This is a genomic window from Streptomyces liangshanensis (assembly GCF_011694815.1).
GTDB classification, from domain to species: Bacteria; Actinomycetota; Actinomycetes; order Streptomycetales; family Streptomycetaceae; genus Streptomyces; species Streptomyces liangshanensis.
The window spans coordinates 2497170-2514592 of sequence record NZ_CP050177.1 but is presented as its reverse complement, the minus strand read 5'-3'; the positions used below and the strand labels follow the sequence as shown (position 1 = coordinate 2514592).

16 protein-coding genes are annotated in these 17423 nt (G+C 73.6%); 8 read left to right on the top strand and 8 right to left on the bottom strand.

Features of this window, described 5'->3' with window-relative positions; all coding sequences use genetic code 11:
- The first annotated feature begins 290 nt into the window (after window positions 1-290).
- The 6 genes from HA039_RS34595 (at window position 291) to HA039_RS10595 (ending at window position 7657) form a co-directional block, all read left to right on the top strand.
- Window positions 291-3992 carry a sensor histidine kinase gene (locus HA039_RS34595; protein WP_425086328.1) on the top strand — a complete coding sequence of 1234 codons (3702 nt, stop codon included), beginning with the start codon at window positions 291-293 and terminating at the stop codon, window positions 3990-3992.
- Complete coding sequence (locus HA039_RS10615) at window positions 3989-4471, top strand: roadblock/LC7 domain-containing protein (protein ID WP_167027194.1); 483 nt, start codon at window positions 3989-3991, stop codon at window positions 4469-4471. Before HA039_RS34595 ends, HA039_RS10615 begins: the two co-directional genes overlap by 4 nt.
- On the top strand, window positions 4468-4953 hold the full coding sequence (locus tag HA039_RS10610; RefSeq protein WP_167027191.1) for a DUF742 domain-containing protein: 486 nt from the start codon (window positions 4468-4470) through the stop codon (window positions 4951-4953). The genes HA039_RS10615 and HA039_RS10610 overlap by 4 nt, the downstream gene beginning before the upstream one ends.
- A gap of 190 nt (window positions 4954-5143) precedes the next feature.
- A complete protein-coding gene (locus HA039_RS10605) occupies window positions 5144-5737 on the top strand; it encodes a GTP-binding protein (protein ID WP_167036562.1) in 594 nt (197 codons plus the stop codon).
- Window positions 5738-5742: 5 nt separating this feature from the next.
- Window positions 5743-7008 (top strand): styrene monooxygenase/indole monooxygenase family protein, encoded by a 1266-nt coding sequence (locus HA039_RS10600; RefSeq protein ID WP_167027188.1) that lies wholly within the window; start codon window positions 5743-5745, stop codon window positions 7006-7008.
- Window positions 7009-7060: 52 nt separating this feature from the next.
- Window positions 7061-7657, top strand: a complete 597-nt coding sequence (locus HA039_RS10595) for a hypothetical protein (protein ID WP_167027185.1) — start codon at window positions 7061-7063, stop codon at window positions 7655-7657.
- Window positions 7658-7682: 25 nt separating this feature from the next.
- Here the strand turns inward: HA039_RS10595 and HA039_RS10590 are convergent, their stop codons facing one another.
- The 3 genes from HA039_RS10590 to HA039_RS10580 all read right to left on the bottom strand — a co-directional run bounded on the left by HA039_RS10590 (window position 7683) and on the right by HA039_RS10580 (window position 10480).
- On the bottom strand, window positions 7683-9014 hold the full coding sequence (locus tag HA039_RS10590; protein ID WP_167027182.1) for a C40 family peptidase: 1332 nt from the start codon (window positions 9012-9014) through the stop codon (window positions 7683-7685).
- A gap of 164 nt (window positions 9015-9178) precedes the next feature.
- Window positions 9179-9463, bottom strand: a complete 285-nt coding sequence (locus HA039_RS10585; RefSeq protein ID WP_167027179.1) for a hypothetical protein — start codon at window positions 9461-9463, stop codon at window positions 9179-9181.
- Between the two features lie 39 nt (window positions 9464-9502).
- Window positions 9503-10480: an AurF N-oxygenase family protein gene (locus tag HA039_RS10580; RefSeq protein ID WP_167027175.1), complete on the bottom strand. Its 978-nt coding sequence runs from the start codon at window positions 10478-10480 to the stop codon at window positions 9503-9505.
- A gap of 188 nt (window positions 10481-10668) precedes the next feature.
- Between HA039_RS10580 and HA039_RS10575 the strand changes: the two genes are divergently transcribed.
- A complete protein-coding gene (locus HA039_RS10575) occupies window positions 10669-11574 on the top strand; it encodes an ADP-ribosylglycohydrolase family protein (RefSeq protein ID WP_208298580.1) in 906 nt (301 codons plus the stop codon).
- A 60-nt stretch (window positions 11575-11634) separates the two neighbouring features.
- Here HA039_RS10575 and HA039_RS10570 read toward each other — a convergent pair whose 3' ends face one another.
- Genes HA039_RS10570 through HA039_RS10560 form a run of 3 tightly spaced genes read right to left on the bottom strand, consistent with a single transcriptional unit; the run spans window position 11635 to window position 13923 of the window.
- Window positions 11635-12099 carry a DUF3291 domain-containing protein gene (locus tag HA039_RS10570; RefSeq protein ID WP_167027169.1) on the bottom strand — a complete coding sequence of 155 codons (465 nt, stop codon included), beginning with the start codon at window positions 12097-12099 and terminating at the stop codon, window positions 11635-11637.
- Window positions 12096-13205: an amidase family protein gene (locus tag HA039_RS10565; protein ID WP_243869333.1), complete on the bottom strand. Its 1110-nt coding sequence runs from the start codon at window positions 13203-13205 to the stop codon at window positions 12096-12098. The genes HA039_RS10570 and HA039_RS10565 overlap by 4 nt, the downstream gene beginning before the upstream one ends.
- Before the next feature lie 40 nt (window positions 13206-13245).
- Complete coding sequence (locus tag HA039_RS10560; protein ID WP_167027166.1) at window positions 13246-13923, bottom strand: FMN-dependent NADH-azoreductase; 678 nt, start codon at window positions 13921-13923, stop codon at window positions 13246-13248.
- A 124-nt stretch (window positions 13924-14047) separates the two neighbouring features.
- On the opposite strand from HA039_RS10560, the gene HA039_RS10555 reads away from it, so the two are divergent.
- A complete protein-coding gene (locus tag HA039_RS10555; protein ID WP_243869331.1) occupies window positions 14048-14488 on the top strand; it encodes a winged helix-turn-helix transcriptional regulator in 441 nt (146 codons plus the stop codon).
- Window positions 14489-14530: 42 nt separating this feature from the next.
- On the opposite strand, the gene HA039_RS10550 is transcribed toward HA039_RS10555, so the two are convergent.
- Both HA039_RS10550 and HA039_RS10545 read right to left on the bottom strand, forming a co-directional pair.
- Window positions 14531-15988 (bottom strand): penicillin-binding transpeptidase domain-containing protein, encoded by a 1458-nt coding sequence (locus HA039_RS10550; protein ID WP_167027163.1) that lies wholly within the window; start codon window positions 15986-15988, stop codon window positions 14531-14533.
- On the bottom strand, window positions 15988-17376 hold the full coding sequence (locus HA039_RS10545; RefSeq protein WP_167027160.1) for an FtsW/RodA/SpoVE family cell cycle protein: 1389 nt from the start codon (window positions 17374-17376) through the stop codon (window positions 15988-15990). Before HA039_RS10545 ends, HA039_RS10550 begins: the two co-directional genes overlap by 1 nt.
- Window positions 17377-17423 lie beyond the last annotated feature (47 nt).

Here is a 17423-nt window from a genome sequence, read left to right as displayed (position 1 = left end):
AGGTTCCGGTAGGGCGCCGCCTGGGAAGAGTTGTTGGTCAACTCGTCTGTGATGTTGACTCGTTCAGGTGGCGGAGCGGCCGATGTCTCGTCGCTGACCGGATGTCATCTCCGCCTGATGGGCGGACGAGTACAAGAATGTGAGCACCGGTGCGAAAGAAGCGGCCTCGGGGCAACGGCGTCACGCGCGGTGAGAATCCGGGCGGCCCCCTGAACCCTGGAGCGAACGGGAACACCGGCGTCACGGGCGCCACCGGCGTCCCGGGCGTTCCTGACGGACGCCGGGCGCGGGTGCGCAACCGGCTCGTCGTCGGCGTCGCCGTCGTCGGGGTGACCGTCGTCGCGGCGGGAGCCCCCGGCCTCCTGCTGGTCTCCGCCGACCTCAACGACGCGCAGAACCTGGTCACCCTCGCCCAGCTGAACCAGCAGGCCGTGACCCTCTCCCACTCCCTCGCCGACGAGCGCGACGAGGTCGTCGTCTTCATCGCGGCGGGGCGCGAGGAGGCGGGCGGTGGCGAGGGCGACGGCGGCAAGAAGAACACGCACGAGGTCTCCGCGACCCGCAGCGCCCGCGTCGATCGCCAGATCGACGAGATCCGCACCGCCGCCGCGGCCTCCCCCGGCCTCCTCCGCGACCTCGCGACCGTCCCCTCCCTGCGGCGCGCCGCCCTCACCGGCAAGGGCTCGGCGCTGGAGGCGTACCGCGCGTACTCCGACGTCATCGCCAAGCTCCAGGCCCTCGCCGACGAGCTGGCCGACGACGCCCCGGCCGAGGCCGCCGCCGGCACCCGCGCGCCCGCCGACCTCGGCCGCGCCGTCGAGCAGGCATCCGCCACCCGCGGACTGCTGCTCGCCGCGCTCGCCGTGCCCGGGGGGCAGGTCCAGGCGCCGCAGTTCGACCCGGTCACGGGTCTGGCGATCGAGCCGACCGCCGGCAGCGACAGCAAGAAGAACGACGCGCTGCGCGACGCCCTCAGCGCCGCCGCCCAGCAGTCCCGCGTACGGGAGCTGGGCGCCCTCGCCGACTTCGACCAGGCCGCCGGCGCCGAGGCCCGCGACTCCTTCGCGGCCACCGTCACCGGCCCCGACGTCAAGGCCGCCGACGGCTTCCTCACCCGCCTCACCGACCGGCCCGAGCTGTCCTCGTCCGAGCGCGAGGCCGACCAGGAGAAGGTCGGCGCGGCGCTCTCCGCCCGGATCGACCAGATGCGCGGCGTCGAGTCCGGCCTCGGCTCCAGCCAGGTCGCCCGGCTGGAGAAGCTCCGCGACGACGGCGTCACCGACCTGGAGCTGCGCGTCGCGCTCCTCGGCGGCTGCCTGCTGATCGCCGTCGGCGTGTCCACGGCCGTCGCCCGTACGCTCACCCGGCCGCTCGCCGTCCTGCGGATCGGCGCGGCCCGGATCTCCGCCGCGCCCGGGACCGAGGAGCCGATCAGGTTCACCGGCCGCAACGACGAGTTCGCGCAGGTCGTACGGTCCCTCAACACACTGCACGGCAAGCTGCTCGACCTCTCGGCGCGTACGGGAGAGCTTTCCGCCACCGGTACGGAGAAGGCCGCGGCGGGTCCGGCGCGGCTCCCGGGCGGTACGGGGACGCCCGCCGGCCCTGCGGGGACGCCGGCGAGCGAGCGCGGCGACCTGATCGCGGCCCGCGAGGAGATCGTCGCGCAGCGGGCCGAACTCCAGGAGGCCACGGCCGAGATCGGCGTCCAGCTCCAGCAGCTGCGCCACACCGTGCACCACACCTTCGTCAACCTGTCGCTGCGCACGCTCGGCCTGGTCGAGCGCCAACTCGCCGTCATCGAGGGCCTGGAGGAGCGGGAGCAGGAGCCGGACCGGCTCGCCACGCTCTTCAAGGTCGACCACCTGGCGACGGTCATGCGGCGGCACAGCGAGAACCTGCTGCTGCTCGCGGGGTACGAGCACGCCCACGCGCCCACCGGGCCCGTACCGCTCGTGGATGTCCTGCGCGCGGCGGTCAGTGAGATCGAGCGGTACGAGCGGGTCACGATCCAGGAGCTGCCGCAGCACATCCAGGTGGCCGGGTTCGTCGCGGACGACCTCAGCCACCTGGTGGCCGAACTGCTGGAGAACGCCGCGTCGTTCTCGCCGTCGGAAGCCGATGTGGAGCTGTCCGGCTGGCTGTTGGAGAACGGCGAGGTGATGCTCTCCGTCCAGGACCGGGGCGTCGGCCTCTCGGCGGCGCGCCTCGACGAACTGAACGGCCGCCTCGCCGACCCGACGGCCGAACCGGAGGCGGGCACCGGCCAGGTGGCCGACGGGCTCGGCCTGCGCGTGACGGGGCTGCTGGCCGCGCGTCACGGGGTACGGGTCGAACTGCGCGAGCACGAGCAGGGTGGTGTGGCGGCGGTGGTCGTCCTGCCGCAGGCGCTGCTCCCGGCGGTGGCGGTCGCGGCGGAGCAGGGTGAGTCGCGTGGGCCGCGGGCGAAGGACAGGACGAAGGGGAAGTCGAAGGACCGGTCGAAGGGCAAGGCGTCGGCCGTTCGGCCGACCGGCCCGGAGGCGGAGTCCGACTCCCGTGCGCTGCCCGGTCGTTCGGAGCCGGACCCGCTGGTGGTGGCGGCCGAACAGGCGATCCTGAAGGCGGAGGCCGCTGAAGCTGCGGAGGCTGCGGAGGCCGCGGAAGCCGCCGCCTCGGGCGCCGGCTCTGACGCCGGGGCGGACCGTCGCGCCGACGGCGACGCCCGTACGGACGGCCGTGCGCAGGCCGGGACCGAGGCCGAGGCCGAGGACGCCACGGCGGCGGAGGAAGCCCTGTGGGCGGCCGCGGAGGCCCGGAGCGGGAACGCCGGGTCGGCTCGGGACGCGGCGGATGCCGGCGCGGGTGCGGGTGCGGCGGACGCCGTTCTGCCGCGCCGCCGTGGCGGCGCGCGGGCGGTGGACGCCGACGAGGAAGCGCTGTGGGCGGCCGCGGAAGCCCGGAGCGGGGCCACCGGTTCCGGGCGGGGCACGGCGGACGCCGACGCGTCGGGCCGCGCCGACCGTGCGGACTCGGCCGAGGTCTCCGGGCCGGGCCGGGCCGCCGATGTGGACGCCGCTGCCGCCGACGAGGAAGCGTTGTGGGCGGCCGCCGAGGCGCGGAGTGGGCGAAGCGAGGTTGTCGCCGAGCCCGAGCGGGACGCGGACGCCGACGAGGAGGCCCTCTGGGCCGCGGCCGAAGCCCGGAGTCAGGGTGTCGTGCCCGCCGCGACCGACGCCCCGACCGACGCCCTGAGCGCGGCCGTCACCCGGCTGAACGCCGAGGACGCCGCTGCCGCCGAGGAGGCCCTCTGGGCCGCCGCGGCGGCGCGGAGCGCGGCGAGTGGGGGCGCCGGTGGTGTGGACGCCGCCGAGGCGCGCGCCGCCGCGACGGGTGGCCCGGACGAGGAGCACGTCTCCGCCGCCGAGGCCCTGAGCGCGGCCGTCGACCGGCTGAACGCCGAGGACGCCGCAGCCGCGGAGGAAGCCCTGTGGGCCGCCGCCGAGGCGCGGAGCGCGGCGGGTGGCCAGGTCGGTGGCGTGGACGCGGCGGAGGCCGCCGCGGCCGCCCTGCGGGCCGCCGCCGCCGTACGGGACCCCTCGTCCGACCCCGCCCCCGAGACCGCCGGGGGGCCGTACGCCATCGGGCCCGACGCCCATGAACGTACCCCCGACCAGGACACCTTCACCATGCGGCTGCCCCGGCAGCCGGGCGCGCCCCTGCCCGGAACGGGGGACGGATCCCCCGCCCCCGCCCGAGGGGAACGCCTCACCGACAAGGGCCTGCCCAAGCGGACCCCCAAGATCGTCACGCCAGTCCCCCTCGCCCCCCAGGAGCGGACCGGGAGCATCGACGCGGAAGAGCTGCGCCGCAGGCTCGGCGGCTTCCACCAGGGGGCGAAGAACGGCCGGCGCGACGTCGAGGCCGAGCTCGCGGAGCAGACCATGCCCGAGGAGCAGACCGCGGTACATACCGAAGAGACGGGGGAGACAGTCGAGGAGGCACGCAGTTGACTGCGACCGGCACATTCGGACTGAGCAGCGAAGCCCGTAACCTGCACTGGCTGTTGAGCAATCTGGTCGAGGAGGTACCAGGAGCGCGTTCGGTCGCCGTCGTCTCGTCCGACGGACTGCTGCTCCTCTCCTCCGACCCGGAGCAGAACGCCGAGGCGGCCACCACCGTGACCCGGGAGGGCCCGCGCGGCTCCAGCGCCGATCTGGCCACCATCGTGTCCGGCATCGGCAGCCTCACGATCGGCGCCGCCAAGCTCATGGACGGCGGCGGGGTCAAGCAGACCATGGTCGCCATGGAGGAGGGCAGTGTCTTCGTCATGGTGATCAGCGACGGTTCGCTGCTCGGGGTGCACGGCGGCCCCGACTGCGACATGAGCGTCGTGGCGTACCACATGGCACTGTTCGTGGGCCGCGCCGGACACGTACTGACACCCGAAGTGCGGGACGAGCTACGCAAATCGATGGAGAGCGCCGAATGACGCCCGCCGACGGTGCCACCGATGCCGCTGACGGCACCGGCGGCACCGTGGGTGGCGCGGACGGCCACGACAGCTCGCACGGCGGTCGAGGACGCAGGCTGCCGGTGCGCGGGTCGGACCGCAGGCCCACCCGGGTCCGCCCGTACTCGCTCACCGGCGGCCGTACCCGTTTCGGGCACGTCCTGCTCGTGGAGACGTTCGTCGCCGCGATCGAACCGCCCGAGGAACGCAAGGAGTTGACCGATGGCGGGCCGCCCCCCGGCGTGATGCCGGAGATGCTGGCGATCGTCGAGCTGTGCCGCCGTATGCGCACAGTCGCCGAGATATCGGCGCTGCTCAAGATGCCGTTGGGCGTGGTCAGGGTGCTGCTCAGCGACCTGGCCGACCAGGGAAAGATTCGTGTGTACGGGACAGGGCACGGCGACGGCCAGCCCGACAGAGCGCTGCTGGAAAGGGTGCTGAGTGGACTCCGCCGTATCTGACCTCTCCGATGTCGCCGAACAGGGGGCGACCGGGCACGAGGCCACCGACCGGGAGGTCGGGGACAACAAGGCCGAGCACGACAAGGCCGAGCACGACAACAAGGTCGGCACCGCCGACCCGCAGGACCTCTTCACCCGGCCCCCCGGGAAGAAGAGGAGCACGGCCGACACCTCCGACGACGCGCCCCTCATGGTGCCCGAAGAGGACGCCAGGGCCTGGCAGTTGGACCGCACCCGCGCTCCCGTCGCCACCAAGATCGTGATCGCGGGCGGGTTCGGCGTCGGCAAGACGACCTTCGTCGGGTCGGTCTCCGAGATCCCGCCGCTCCAGACCGAGGCGCTGATGACCCAGGCGGGCGCCGAGCTCGACGACGTCACGCACACGCCCGACAAGCTCACCACGACCGTGGCGATGGACTACGGCCGCATCACGCTCGACGACGACCTGGTGCTGTACCTGTTCGGTACGCCGGGCCAGCAGCGTTTCTGGTTCATGTGGGACGACCTGGTACGGGGCGCGATCGGCGCGGTCGTGCTGGCCGACACCCGCCGCCTGCCCGACTGCTTCCCGGCGCTGGACTACTTCGAGAGCTGCGGGCTGCCGTACATCGTGGCCGTCAACCACTTCGAGGGCACCCCGCCCTTCGAGCCGGAGGACGTACGCGAGGCGCTGACCGTACCGGAGCACGTACCCATCCTGATCATGGACGCGCGGGAACGGCAGACCGCGGTCAAGTCCCTCTTCACCCTGGTGCGTCACGCGCTCGCGTCCTCGCCGGAGTAACCGCCGTGCGGAGGGTGCTCATCGTCGGGGCCGGCCAGTCCGGGCTGCAACTCGCCCTCGGACTCCAGTCGTACGGCTACGAGGTCACGCTGATGTCGAACCGCACGGCGGACGAGATCAGGACCGGCCGGGTGATGTCGACCCAGTGCATGTTCCACACGGCGCTCCAGCACGAGCGTGACCTGCGGCTGGACTTCTGGGAGGCGCAGGCGCCCAGGATCGTGGGCGTCGGCGTCTCCCTCGCCGATCCCGCCGCGCCGGCCGAGCTGTCCCGTCCCGTGGACTGGCTCGGCCGGCTCGACGCGTTCGCCCAATCCGTCGACCAGCGCGTCAAGATGGCGGGCTGGATGGACACCTTCGCGCGGCGCGGCGGCCAGTTGGTCATCCATGGCGCGGCCGTCTCCGACCTGGACCACTTCTCGCGTATGTACGACCTCGTCCTGGTCTCGGCCGGCAAGGGCGAGATCGTCTCCCTGTTCGCCCGGGACGCGGCGCGTTCGCCGTTCGGCGGCCCGCGCCGGGCGCTGGCGGTCGCGTACGTGCACGGGCTCGGCCCCCGGCCCGAGCATCCCGACGAGGACGCGGCGCGCTGCAACCTGGTCCCGGGGGTGGGGGAGTTGTTCGTGATCCCGACCCTGACGACCGGCGGGCGCGCGGACATCCTGTTCTGGGAGGGGGTGCCGGGCGGGCCGCTGGACGTGTTCGAGGGGGTACGGGACCCGGCCGACGTCCTGTCGCTCGTACTGGAGTCGATGGAACGGTTCACGCCGTGGGAGTACGGCCGGGCCACGAAGATCGAGCTGACGGACGCGAACGCCACGCTCTGCGGGCGCTACACCCCGACCGTCCGCGACCCGGTCGGCCGGCTGCCCGGCGGCGGCCTGGTCCTCGGCGTCGCGGACGTCGTCGTCGCCAACGACCCGGTCACCGGCCAGGGTTCCAACTCGGCGTCCAAGTGCGCGGCGGCGTACCTGGACGCGATCCTCGCGCACGGGGACCGGGTGTTCGACGAGGCGTGGATGAGGGCGGCGTTCGACGGCTTCTGGGCGAGCGCGCGGCACGCCACCAAGTGGACGAACACGATGCTGGACCCGCCCCGCGACCACGTCCTGCGCCTGATCCAGGCCGGCGCGACCCTCCAGCCGGTGGCGGACCGCATCGCGAACGGCTTCGACGACCCGGCGGACTTCGAGGACTTCTTCTACGAGGAGGAGAGGGCGGAGGCGTATCTGGCGGGGGTGCGGGCGGGGGGCGCCGGGGCGGGCGGCTGAACGGCCCCGGCCGGGCCGCGTGCCCGCCCCCGCGAGCTGGGACGATGCTTCGATGAACTCCTTCTCGCACGGCGGCATCGGTTCTGGTCACCACCGCCGAGACCGAGGGGAACCCCGGCGGGCCGAGCCGGGCGAGTGGCCGGCGTTCGAGGCCGCGCTCGCCGTCGTCAACCGCGACGTCAGGGCGACCCTGCGGGGCCAGGATCCGCTGATTCTGGTGGCCGTTCCTTCCTCCGAGCCGCTGCCCGGGGAGGCCGTCGGCCGGGAACAGCTCTACGTGGCGATGCCGGACGGTCGATGGCACGGCAATCCGGTCAACTCGTCCGACCTGGAGGAGGGCGACCCGCCGGAGCCGGACGACGCGGCGGCGGTCCTGGCCGAGGTCGCGGACGCGGCACAGTCCACCGTCATGGAACTGCGGTGGCGGGCCTGGCCGGTCTGCCCTGTGCACCAGGTCGGAACGCACCTGTGGCTCGCGGCTTCCGACGGCCCGGACGGGGGCGATACGGACGGGGGCGACATGGACGAGGACGACACGGACGCCGCTGACCCGCCGGCGTGGTGGTGCGGGGGTGGCCGGGGTGGCACGCGCCACCGCCTGTCCCTGGTGGGCGAGTTGGCCGCCACCACCGTGCCGGGCCGCCCGTAGCGCAGGCGCCGCCGGCGAGGGGGTGTCAGGGGGCCGCGTCGTTGCCCAGGTCGGAGCCGCTCCCGGCGCCCGGCGGCAGGCGCGGGGGTTCGTACGACGGCAGGGGGCGCGCGCCCGGGTCCGGGCGTACCGCGCCGAGCAGGGGGTTCGCCGCGATCGGGGAGACCTTGACGCGGGCGCCGGGGCGGGGGGCCTGGATCACCAGGCCGTCGCCGAGGTAGATCGCCACATGGGTGGCCTTGGGGAAGTAGACGACCAGGTCACCGGGGCGCAGCCGGTTCAGGGGCACGCGGGGGAGGTCGCGCCACTGCCGCTGGCTGGTACGGGGGACGGCGACCCCGGCGCGCGCCCAGGCCTCGGAGGTCAGCCCCGAGCAGTCGAAGGACCGGGGCCCCTCGGCACCCCACTCGTACGGTTTGCCGATCTGGCCGACGGCGTACGCGAGCGCCTCGCCGCCTCGGGGGGAGGGGGTGGCGGGCCGGGGAGGACCCCCCGTTGCCGCCGGACCCGGCGCTCCGGGCCGTCCGGCCGCCGGGCTCGCGCCCGGTACGTTCCCGAGCGCGCCCGAGGTGATCAGCTCGCGCTGGGCCTTGTCCGTGGCGGCCTTCTCCAGCGCGGCCAGCGCGACGAGCTGCCCGGGGGTGAGGGAGGCGAGCATCCTCTCGACCTCGCCGAGCCGGGCCCGTACGGTGTCGCGCTGCTTCTTCTGCCGTGCGGCGAGCACCTGTTGCCGCTGGAGGGCCCGGCGCGAGGCGTCGGCCAGGGCGCCGGCCCGCCGCTCGCCGCTGGTCAGGCGGGCGAGGGTGGCGGCCCTGCCGCGCGCGGCGCGTTCCATGAGGTGGCCCTCGTCCAGGGCGGACTGGGGGTCGCGGGCGAGGAGGAGCCGTACGTAACCGGAGAGGCCGGACCGCCCCTGGTACTGCTCACGGGCCAGCCGCCCGGCTTCGTTCCGGCTGAGGGCGAGGGCGGTACGGGCCCGGTCGAGCCCGCCGCCGAGGCGGCGGGCGTCGGCCCGCAACCGCGCCAGCTCCACATCCGTGGCGTTGAACGCCTCTCCCGCCTCCTCGGCCTCCTGGTAGAGCCGCTGGAGCCTGACCAACACGCCCGCGATCCCGCCGGACGCGGCAGCCGGCCCGGCGGCACCAGGCGCACCGGGCGCACCGGGAGTACCAGCGCCACCGCTGCCCGAGCCCGAGTCCGAGTCCGAGCCGGACCCCGACTCCGAGCCCGCGAGCCCGTACGCCACCGAAACCCCCCGCCCCGCCCCCGGCCCGCCCGCGCCCCAGGGCACCAGGGTGAGGGCCGTTGCCGTGACCAGGGCCGTCGTGCAGACGGATCGCAGCCTTCTCGCTGACACTCCCTCACCTCCCGTTGCGGGACGGATCGTCCGGTACCCGACGATGATGGGGTGGGGGAGCGGTACTACTGGTGTGGCTATCGCACCATTGGGCGGTTCGGCGCAAGAACATCACCCGAGGCGGGGAATCGCGGTGGGGGATCGCGGCGGCCCCCGGCGCGCCGTCAGCCCGCGCGGTCCGGTTTCGACCAGGGCCAGCGCGGCCGGCCGCCCTCGCCCGGGGCGCGGCCCTCCGGGGCGTGCACGTACTTCCAGCCGCGCTGGATCCCGAGCCGCTTCGTGTGCCCGGCCGGTTCGCGGCGGTAGGTGAGCACCGTGGGCGGGCCGCCGTCCGCGTCCGGGACCGGGACCTCGTACCACTTGGGCGGGTTGCCCGTCGGTCCGGTCAGGATGGGCAGTACGCGCCCGTCCAGCGGGCCGCCGACGAACAGGGTGTCCTCAGTTCTCACCCACCCATCCTCCCGCAGGCCGGCGGTCTCCGCGCACCCTCAGGCCAGCAGCCCCGACGCCTTCCACATCCGCCGCCCCGGCCCGCGCAGCACGCCGATGTCGTCGAGGAAGTCCGTCAGCCGCCGGGCGCCCGACTGCATGACCTCCCGCCGGTGGCCGCTCAGCCGGACCTGGGCGACCGCCTCCCGCCGGTCCACGCCGACGTGGTCGTACACGCTCGGGTTCACGAAGCAGACGGAGAAGACGCGCGCGGCCTGGCCGCAGCTGAGGCGGGTGAGTTCCTGTTCCCAGCGCGGCGCGGTCACCATCTGGCGCCGCAACTCCTCTCGGGCGTACCGGACATGGCGCGCCTCCTCGACCACATGGATCCGCGTCACCCCGCGCACGAGCGGCTGGACCCGTTCGTCGGGGAAGGTCAACCGCTGCATCCAGTCGAGGATCTCCTCCCCGAGGAGGGTCGCGGCGAAGGAACCGGGCGTGGTGGACACGGTTTTGAGGACGCGCGCGAGGTTGTGGTAGAGCCTCGGCACCGGGTACGAGGGGGTGCCGCCCTTGTCGACCATCTTCGCGAACATCATGGAGTGCCGGCACTCGTCGGCTATCTCGGTGAGCGCGTAGCGGACATGGTTGCTGGTCACGGGCTTGTCGTAGATGTGCCGCACCAGCAGCTGCATGAGGATGATCTCGAACCAGATGCCGAGCGAGGCGAGCGACGCGGCCTCGTGCCTGGCCAGGTCCATGCGCCGGCCCTCGGACATCTTCCGCCAGAGCGGGGTGTCGTAGAGGGAGACCAGTTCCGGCGGCCAGAACCACTTCCCGGCCTCGGCCGGCGCGTCCCAGTCCAACTCCTCGTCCGGGTCGAAGGAGTGCTTGGCGGACGCTTCGAGGAGCCGCGCGGCGACCTGCTCCCGGTCCCTGAGCGGGCCGAGGGCGTCACGGAGGATCTCGATGTCCCGCTCGGTGGCGGGGGCGGGAGGTTCGTGCGGGGTGGGCGTCTGAGCAGTGGCTCGGGGCATGGGTGAGGACACCTCATCGCTGGGTTACCGGCGGTCACTCCTTATGAGACTACTTGTCAGTAGAGCCGTCAATGCCTGGACGGGCAAGGCCTGAACGCCGACACCTGGCCGAACCCCCCGACGTGCAAGCCGCCTCCCGATGTGTAAACGGATGTACGCGCGGACCCGTCGCGCGGGACGATGTACGCATGACGCACCCGAACCTCCGCGCAGACGGCGCCGACCGTGCGGCGGCCCGTCGCAGCCTCGAAGGGCTCGCGCTGGGCGACGCGTTCGGCGAACGCTGGTTCCCGCTCTTCCGCGACCCCGACCGGGCGTTCCAGGAGATCCAGGCCCGGCGCACCCCGCCCGAGGCGGAGTGGCACTGGACGGACGACACCGCCCTCGCGCTCGCCGTGCACCGCGTGCTCGGGGAGTACGGGACCGTCGACCAGGACCGCCTGGCGGCCTGCTTCGCCGACACCTTCCACGCCGATCCGGCCCGGGGGTACGGGCACGGCATGCACGTCCTGCTCCCGGAACTCCTCGCCGCGCCGGAACGCTGGCGGGCGCTCGCGCCCGAGCTGTTCGAGGGCGGCAGCCTCGGCAACGGCGCGGCGATGCGGGTCGCGCCGCTCGGCGCCTGGTTCCACGCCGACCTGGCGCGCGTGACCGAACAGGCCGTGCTGTCCGCCGAGGTGACACACGCCCACCCGCAGGGCATCGCGGGCGCGGTGGCGGTCGCCGTGGCGGCGGCGCTCTCGGTACGGGGCGAGCTGTCCGTGGCGGCGGTGGCGGAGGCGACTCCCGAGGGGGTGGTACGGGAGGGCCTGGCGCGCGCCGCCGCGTTGCCGTTCACCACCGCCCCCTGGAAGGCCGCGGACATCCTCGGCAACGGCCGGCGCATCCGGGCCGACGACACCGTCCCCTTCGCGGTCTGGACGGCGGCCCGCCACCCGGACGACCTGACGGCCGCCCTGTGGTCGACGGCGGAGGGCTTCGGGGACGTGGACACGACGTGCGCCATCACGGGCGGGATCGTGGCGGCGCGAACGGGACTGTCGGGCGTACCGGCGGAGTGGCTGAAAAGACGAGAGGCACTACCACTGCCGTAACACCAACCCCACGCCCCACCACACGCCCCACCCACCCGCGACCGTCCCCCGGCGTCGGCCTCAGCCCCGGTCGTCCTCGCCCGGGGCCGGGTAGCTTTCCCGCAGTGTGAAGGTGTGGGCCGCCGGGCCGTTCTCCCGTAGGTGGCGCAGATGGCGTTCCGCCTCCGCCACCGTCGGGCGATGGCCCGCCGGTACCCACCACAGGGCCGTCATAGCCTCCTCCACCCGCTCGAACCACTCCCTGCGCCGGCTCAGCAGCTCGCGGTGCCGTCCCGCGTACATGAACGCCTTCAGCGCCTCCACGTCCCGCCACACCGACAGGTTCACGATCAGCCACGCGTCGCCGAAGACCGGGACGTCCGTGGCGTTGCCGCTGTCGCTCTGCAACCGCCACACGAAGCCGGCGGACTCGTCGGCCACGGCGTTCACCGGGTCCAGGGCGTCCACGAAGTCCTTCAACTCCGCAGAATCCAAGGGGTACTTGAGGCGGGCTATGTTCACCTGGGCAAGCTCGTACGCGGTCATGGCCGCACCCTAATCACCGCGCTCTCCGCCGCCACGGCCATTTCCACCAGGCGGACATCGGCCCCCCGCCGCGCCACCAGTTGCAGCCCGACCGGACAGCCGTCGGCGGTGAAACCGGCCGGGACGCTCGCCGCGGGATGGCCGCTCAGGTTGAACGCCCAGGTCAGCGCGGTGGAGTAGGCCTCGCCCGGCCCCTCGTGCCCATGCGGCCTGTTGGGCGTGACCGGGGTCAGCAGCAGCTCCGCCCCGGCGAAGAGGCCGTCGAGCCGCCGGACGTTCTCGGCGCGCACCCCGGCGGCCCTCCCGGCCCCCTCGGCGTCCGCCGCCGCCCCGCCCCGTACCGACAACCACGCCTCCCGCGGGTCCAGCAGCGTGAACGGCGTCCGATCCGAGAGCAGTTGTACGACGCCGGCCGCCACCAGCCGTTCCACCGCGGCCCGTACGACCGCCGCCACCTCCGGCTCCGTCCGCGCGAAGCCCAAGTCCGCCGAGAACACGGCCGGCAGGGGCAGAGCCAGGGGCGGTGGCGCCGGCCGCGGCGCGTCCAGCACGTGGTCCAGGTACGCCCGCGCCTCCGCCGCCGACCGGGTCAGCACCCCGGCCGATGCCAGCCCCGTCCGGTCGGGCGACGGCAGCAGGCCGTTGGTCGTCTTGAGGCCGAACACCCCGCACCAGGCCGCCGGGATCCGTACCGACCCCGCCCCGTCGCTGCCCGTCGCCAGCGGCACCATCCCCGCCGCGACGGCCACCGCGGAACCGGCGGAGGACCCGCCGGGTGTGCGGTCGGCGCGGTAGGGGTTGACCGTACGGCCGTGCCGGCCCCGCCCCCAGGTCTGCCAGTACGTGCCCGGGCCCGGCACGGCCGTCGACCCGACCGGCACGGCACCGGCCGCGACGAGCCGTTGCGCCGCGTACGAACGGATCCCGGCCGGCCCCTTCACGGCGAACGGCATGCCCGCCAGGGGGAGCCGCCGGTCCACCGACCGGGCGCGCGCACGAGCCTCCTCGTCCCACACCTCGGCGAACGCGCACAGCTCCGGATCCAGCCGCCCGATCCGCTCCAGCGCCCGTTCGACCCGGTCGGTCACCGCCCGTCCACCGCCCACCCCACGCTCCCCCTCGGAAGATCCCCCCGAGCCCCCGGGATCACCTCACCGTCGGGCTGTTTCTTCCCGCCCGGGCCGCCGCGACACGGGCCGAGACGTCCTCCGCCTGCCGCCGCGCCTCGGCGTGTGCCTCCTCCAGGGAGGTCCGGTGCTGCGGAAGCAGGTGCCGCAGGGAGTCCATGGTCAGCGAGTACGTCAGCTCGGGTGTGATCGAGCGGACGTCGAGGGCCATCAGCACCGGATCGCCGAGGATCGATTCCAGGGCCGGGACCAGGAAGTCCCTGCCGTGGTTCGGCGTACCGGGACCGTACCCGCCGCCCCGCGCGGAGACGATGACGGCGGGGCGGCCGGCGCTCGGCACGGCGTCGCCCAGCCCGATGGTCCTGCCGATGACCATGGTCTGGTCCAGCCACGCCTTGAAGACCGAGGGCAGCGAGTAGTTGTAGAGCGGTACGGCGAAGAGGTACGCCTCGGCCCCCAGGAACTCCTCGACCAGCTCGTCCTGGAGGCGGGCCGCGGCCTTCTGCTCCGGGGTGTGCGCGTCGGGGTGCGTGGTGCGGGCGGTGATGCCCGCGCCGTTCAGGTGGTCGACCGGGTCGCGTGCGAGGTCGCGGCGGACGATGTCGCCGCTCCAGGCGCGCGTGAAGGAGTCGGCGACCTGACGGGAGAAGGAGGACTCCCCGGAGGCGGAGGCGTCGATGCGCAGCAGGTAGGACATGGGATGGTTCTTCCTCTCGACCCAGAACTAACTTTCTGTTCGTTGCCACACTGTGCATTAGAGTGACAAGCGATACAAAAGGCACACCGATGTGTGTGGGGTACGCGAGAGGAAGGCGGCGGACATGGGTTCCGGCGACGGAATGCGGCAGGGGCGCACGGACGTACGGGCGGACGTGCGGCGCACCCCGGGGCCCTGCGCGCGCTGGGCCGACCGGGACGCCGACTTCATCCGCGAGATCCTCGACCTCGTCGGCGACAAGTGGAGCGTGCTGATCATCGGCACGCTCGCGGACGGTCCCGTGCGCTACTCGGACCTCGCGCGGGACATCCCCGGCATCTCGCAGCGCATGCTCACGCTCACCCTCAAGCAGCTCCGCCGCAGCGGGCTGGTCGGACGCACCGCGTACGCGGAGGTCCCGCCCCGGGTCGAGTACGCCCTGACCGCGCTCGGTACGTCCCTGCTGTCCACCGTGCTGGAGCTGGCGGCCTGGTCCGCCGACCGGCACGCGGAGATCCGCGACCACCAGCGCGCGTACGACACCGCCGCCGCCGACACCGACTGACCGGCGCCGCCCGCCTCCCCGGACTCCCCGCCCCCCTCACTCTCACTCCGCCAACGCCGCCTCCATCACCGCCCGGGCGATCGGCGCCGCGTCGCCGCCCCCGCTGATGTCCGAGCGGTCCGCCTCCGCGTCCTCGACCACCACGGCCACCGCGACCGCCGGCTCTCCCGCGTCGTCCGCCTGGGCCCACGCGATGAACCAGGCGTACGGGACACCGGCGTTGCCGATGCCGTGCTGGGCCGTGCCGGTCTTGCCGCCGACCGTGGCGCCGTCGATGCCCGCGTTCGTCCCCGTGCCCTCCTCGACGACGTCGACCATCAACTGCCGTACCCGCCGGGCCGTCGAGGGGTCCATCACCTGCCGGTAGGTCCGCTCCGCGGTGCGGGAGACCGGGTCGCCGTCGGCGGACGTCGTCCGGTCGACCAGGTAAGGGCGCCTGAGGTCACCGCCGTTGGCGACCGCCGAGGCCACCATCGCCATCTGGAGCGGGGTCGCCCGCGTGTCGAACTGACCGATCGAGGACAGCGCCAGCTGGTCGTCCGACATCTCCGTGTCGAAGTTGGACGCGGCCACCCCGGACGGGATCCGGATCCCCGTGTCGTTGAAGCCGAACTTCTCCACCGTGTCCAGCATGTCGGCCGCCCCCACCTTCACCCCGAGCCCCGCCATCACCGAGTTGCAGGAGAAGGTGATCGCGAAGGCCAGCGACGCCCGGTCGCACCCGTCCACCTCGTTGGGCAGCGTCGTGGTCGTCCCCGGCAGGACGTACGGGTCGGGTACGGAGGTGGGCGCGTCGACGTCCGTGACCACCCCCGCGTCCAGCGCCGCCGCCGCGGTCACGATCTTGAACGCGGAGCCCGGCGGATAGGTCTGCCGGATCGCCCGGTTCAGCATCGGCTGCGCCTCCGCGCCGGTCAGCGCGGTCCAGGCCGCCGTGACGGCGGGGCCGGTGCCCGACAGCTGTTCCGGGTTGTACGAGGGGCTGCTGACCAGCGCCAGGATCCGGCCGCTCGACGGCTGGATCGCCGCGACCGCGCCCCGCCGGCCGGCCAGCCCGTCGAACGCGGCCCGCTGCATCGACGCCCGCACGGTCGTGGCGACACGGCCGCCCGGCTGGCGGCCGCGGGTGACGTCGTTCCAGAAAGGCAGGGGCGCGAGCAGCGGGTTCGTCCCGGTGAGCAGGGAGTCCTCGGCGTTCTCCAACAGGGTCGTCCCGTACGTCTGGGAGGCGTAGCCGGTGACGGGCGCGTACAGCGGGCCGTCCGCGTACGTGCGCTCGAAGCGCAGCTGCTCGCCGGTGTCCACCGAGCCGGTGACCGCCTTGCCGCCGACGAGGATGTCGCCGCGCCGCTGCTCGAAACGGGCCACGGTCTGGCGGCGGTTGGCGGGGTTGTCGTCGAGCGAGTCCGCGTCGACGACCTGGATCCGGCCCGCGTTCACGAGCAGCGCGACCAGCAGGACCAGGCAGAACGCGGCGGTGTGGCGGATCTGGCGGATCATCAGCGCGACTCCGTCCCCTCGGCCACCGGGACGGCGGCGTCCGGCTCCACCGGCTCGGGGCGCGGCCCGCGGGCCGCGTCGCTGACCCGGATCAGCAGGGCCACGATGATCCAGTTGGTGACGACCGACGAACCGCCCTGCGCGAGGAAGGGCATCGCCATGCCGGTCAGCGGGATCAGCCCCATCACCCCGCCCGCGATCACGAAGACCTGGAGGGCGAGGATGGAGGAGAGCCCGACGGCCAGGAGCTGTCCGAAGGGGTGGTGCAGGGCGAGGCCGGCGCGGTAGCCGCGGGCGACGAGCAGCGCGTACAGCAGGAAGATCGCGGTCAGTCCGGCCAGGCCCAGTTCCTCGCCCGCCGTGGCCAGGATGAAGTCGGACTTGGCGGCGAACCCGATCAGGACCGACTCGCCGAGGCCGAGGCCCGTACCGAACATCCCGCCGGCGGCGAACGCGAAGAGGGACTGCGCGAGCTGGCCGGGCCCCTGTCCCGCGTCGATGGACGCGAACGGCGAGAGCCAGTCCTCGACCCGGCCGTGGACGTGCGGCTCGTACGACCCGACCACGAACGCCCCGACCGCCGCGAGCAGCAGGCCGACCGCGATCCAGCCGATGCGCCCCGTCGCCACGTACAGCAGGATCACGAAGAGCCCGAAGAAGAGGAGCGAGGTGCCCAGGTCCCGTTCGAGGACCAGGACGATGACGCTGAGCAGCCAGATCGAGACGATCGGCCCGAGCACCCGGCCGGTGGGCAGTTGGAGCTTCCACCAGAGCCGGCGGCCGGTGTAGGCGAGGGCGTCGCGGTTCGCGGCGAGGTACGAGGCGAAGAAGACGGCGAGCAGGATCTTGGCGAACTCCCCGGGCTGGAAGGAGAGTCCGCCGATCCTGATCCAGATCTTGGCCCCGTTCACGGCCGGGAAGAAGATCGGCACGATCAGCAGGACGAGCGCGGCGGCGACGCACAGGTACGCGTACCGCTGGAGGACGCGGGCCTCGCGCAGGAACAGCACGGCGGCGATGAAGAGCGCGACGCCGAACGTGGACCAGACCAGCTGGGCGGGCGCGGCCTGGTCATGCGGGGTCTCCAGGTCGAGCCGGTAGATGAGGACCAGGCCGAGGCCGTTGAGGAGGACCGCGATGGGGAGCAGCAGCGGGTCCGCGTACGGGGCGCGGAGGCGCACGGCGAGGTGCGCGAGGAGCGCGAGCAGGCCGAGGCCGGCGCCGTAGCGCGCCGCGTCGGGCGGGACGGCGTCGTTCCTGCCGAGCCCGACGCTGACGTAGCCGAAGACGGAGATGACGACGGCGCAGACGAGGAGGGAGAGTTCGACGCCCCGGCGCTTGGGGAGGCGTAGCTCGGGCGGGGGCGGGTCCGCCCTCGTTGCGGTCATGCCCCGCAACGTAGCAAGGAGGCATGCCTTATGCCCGCTTATGTCAG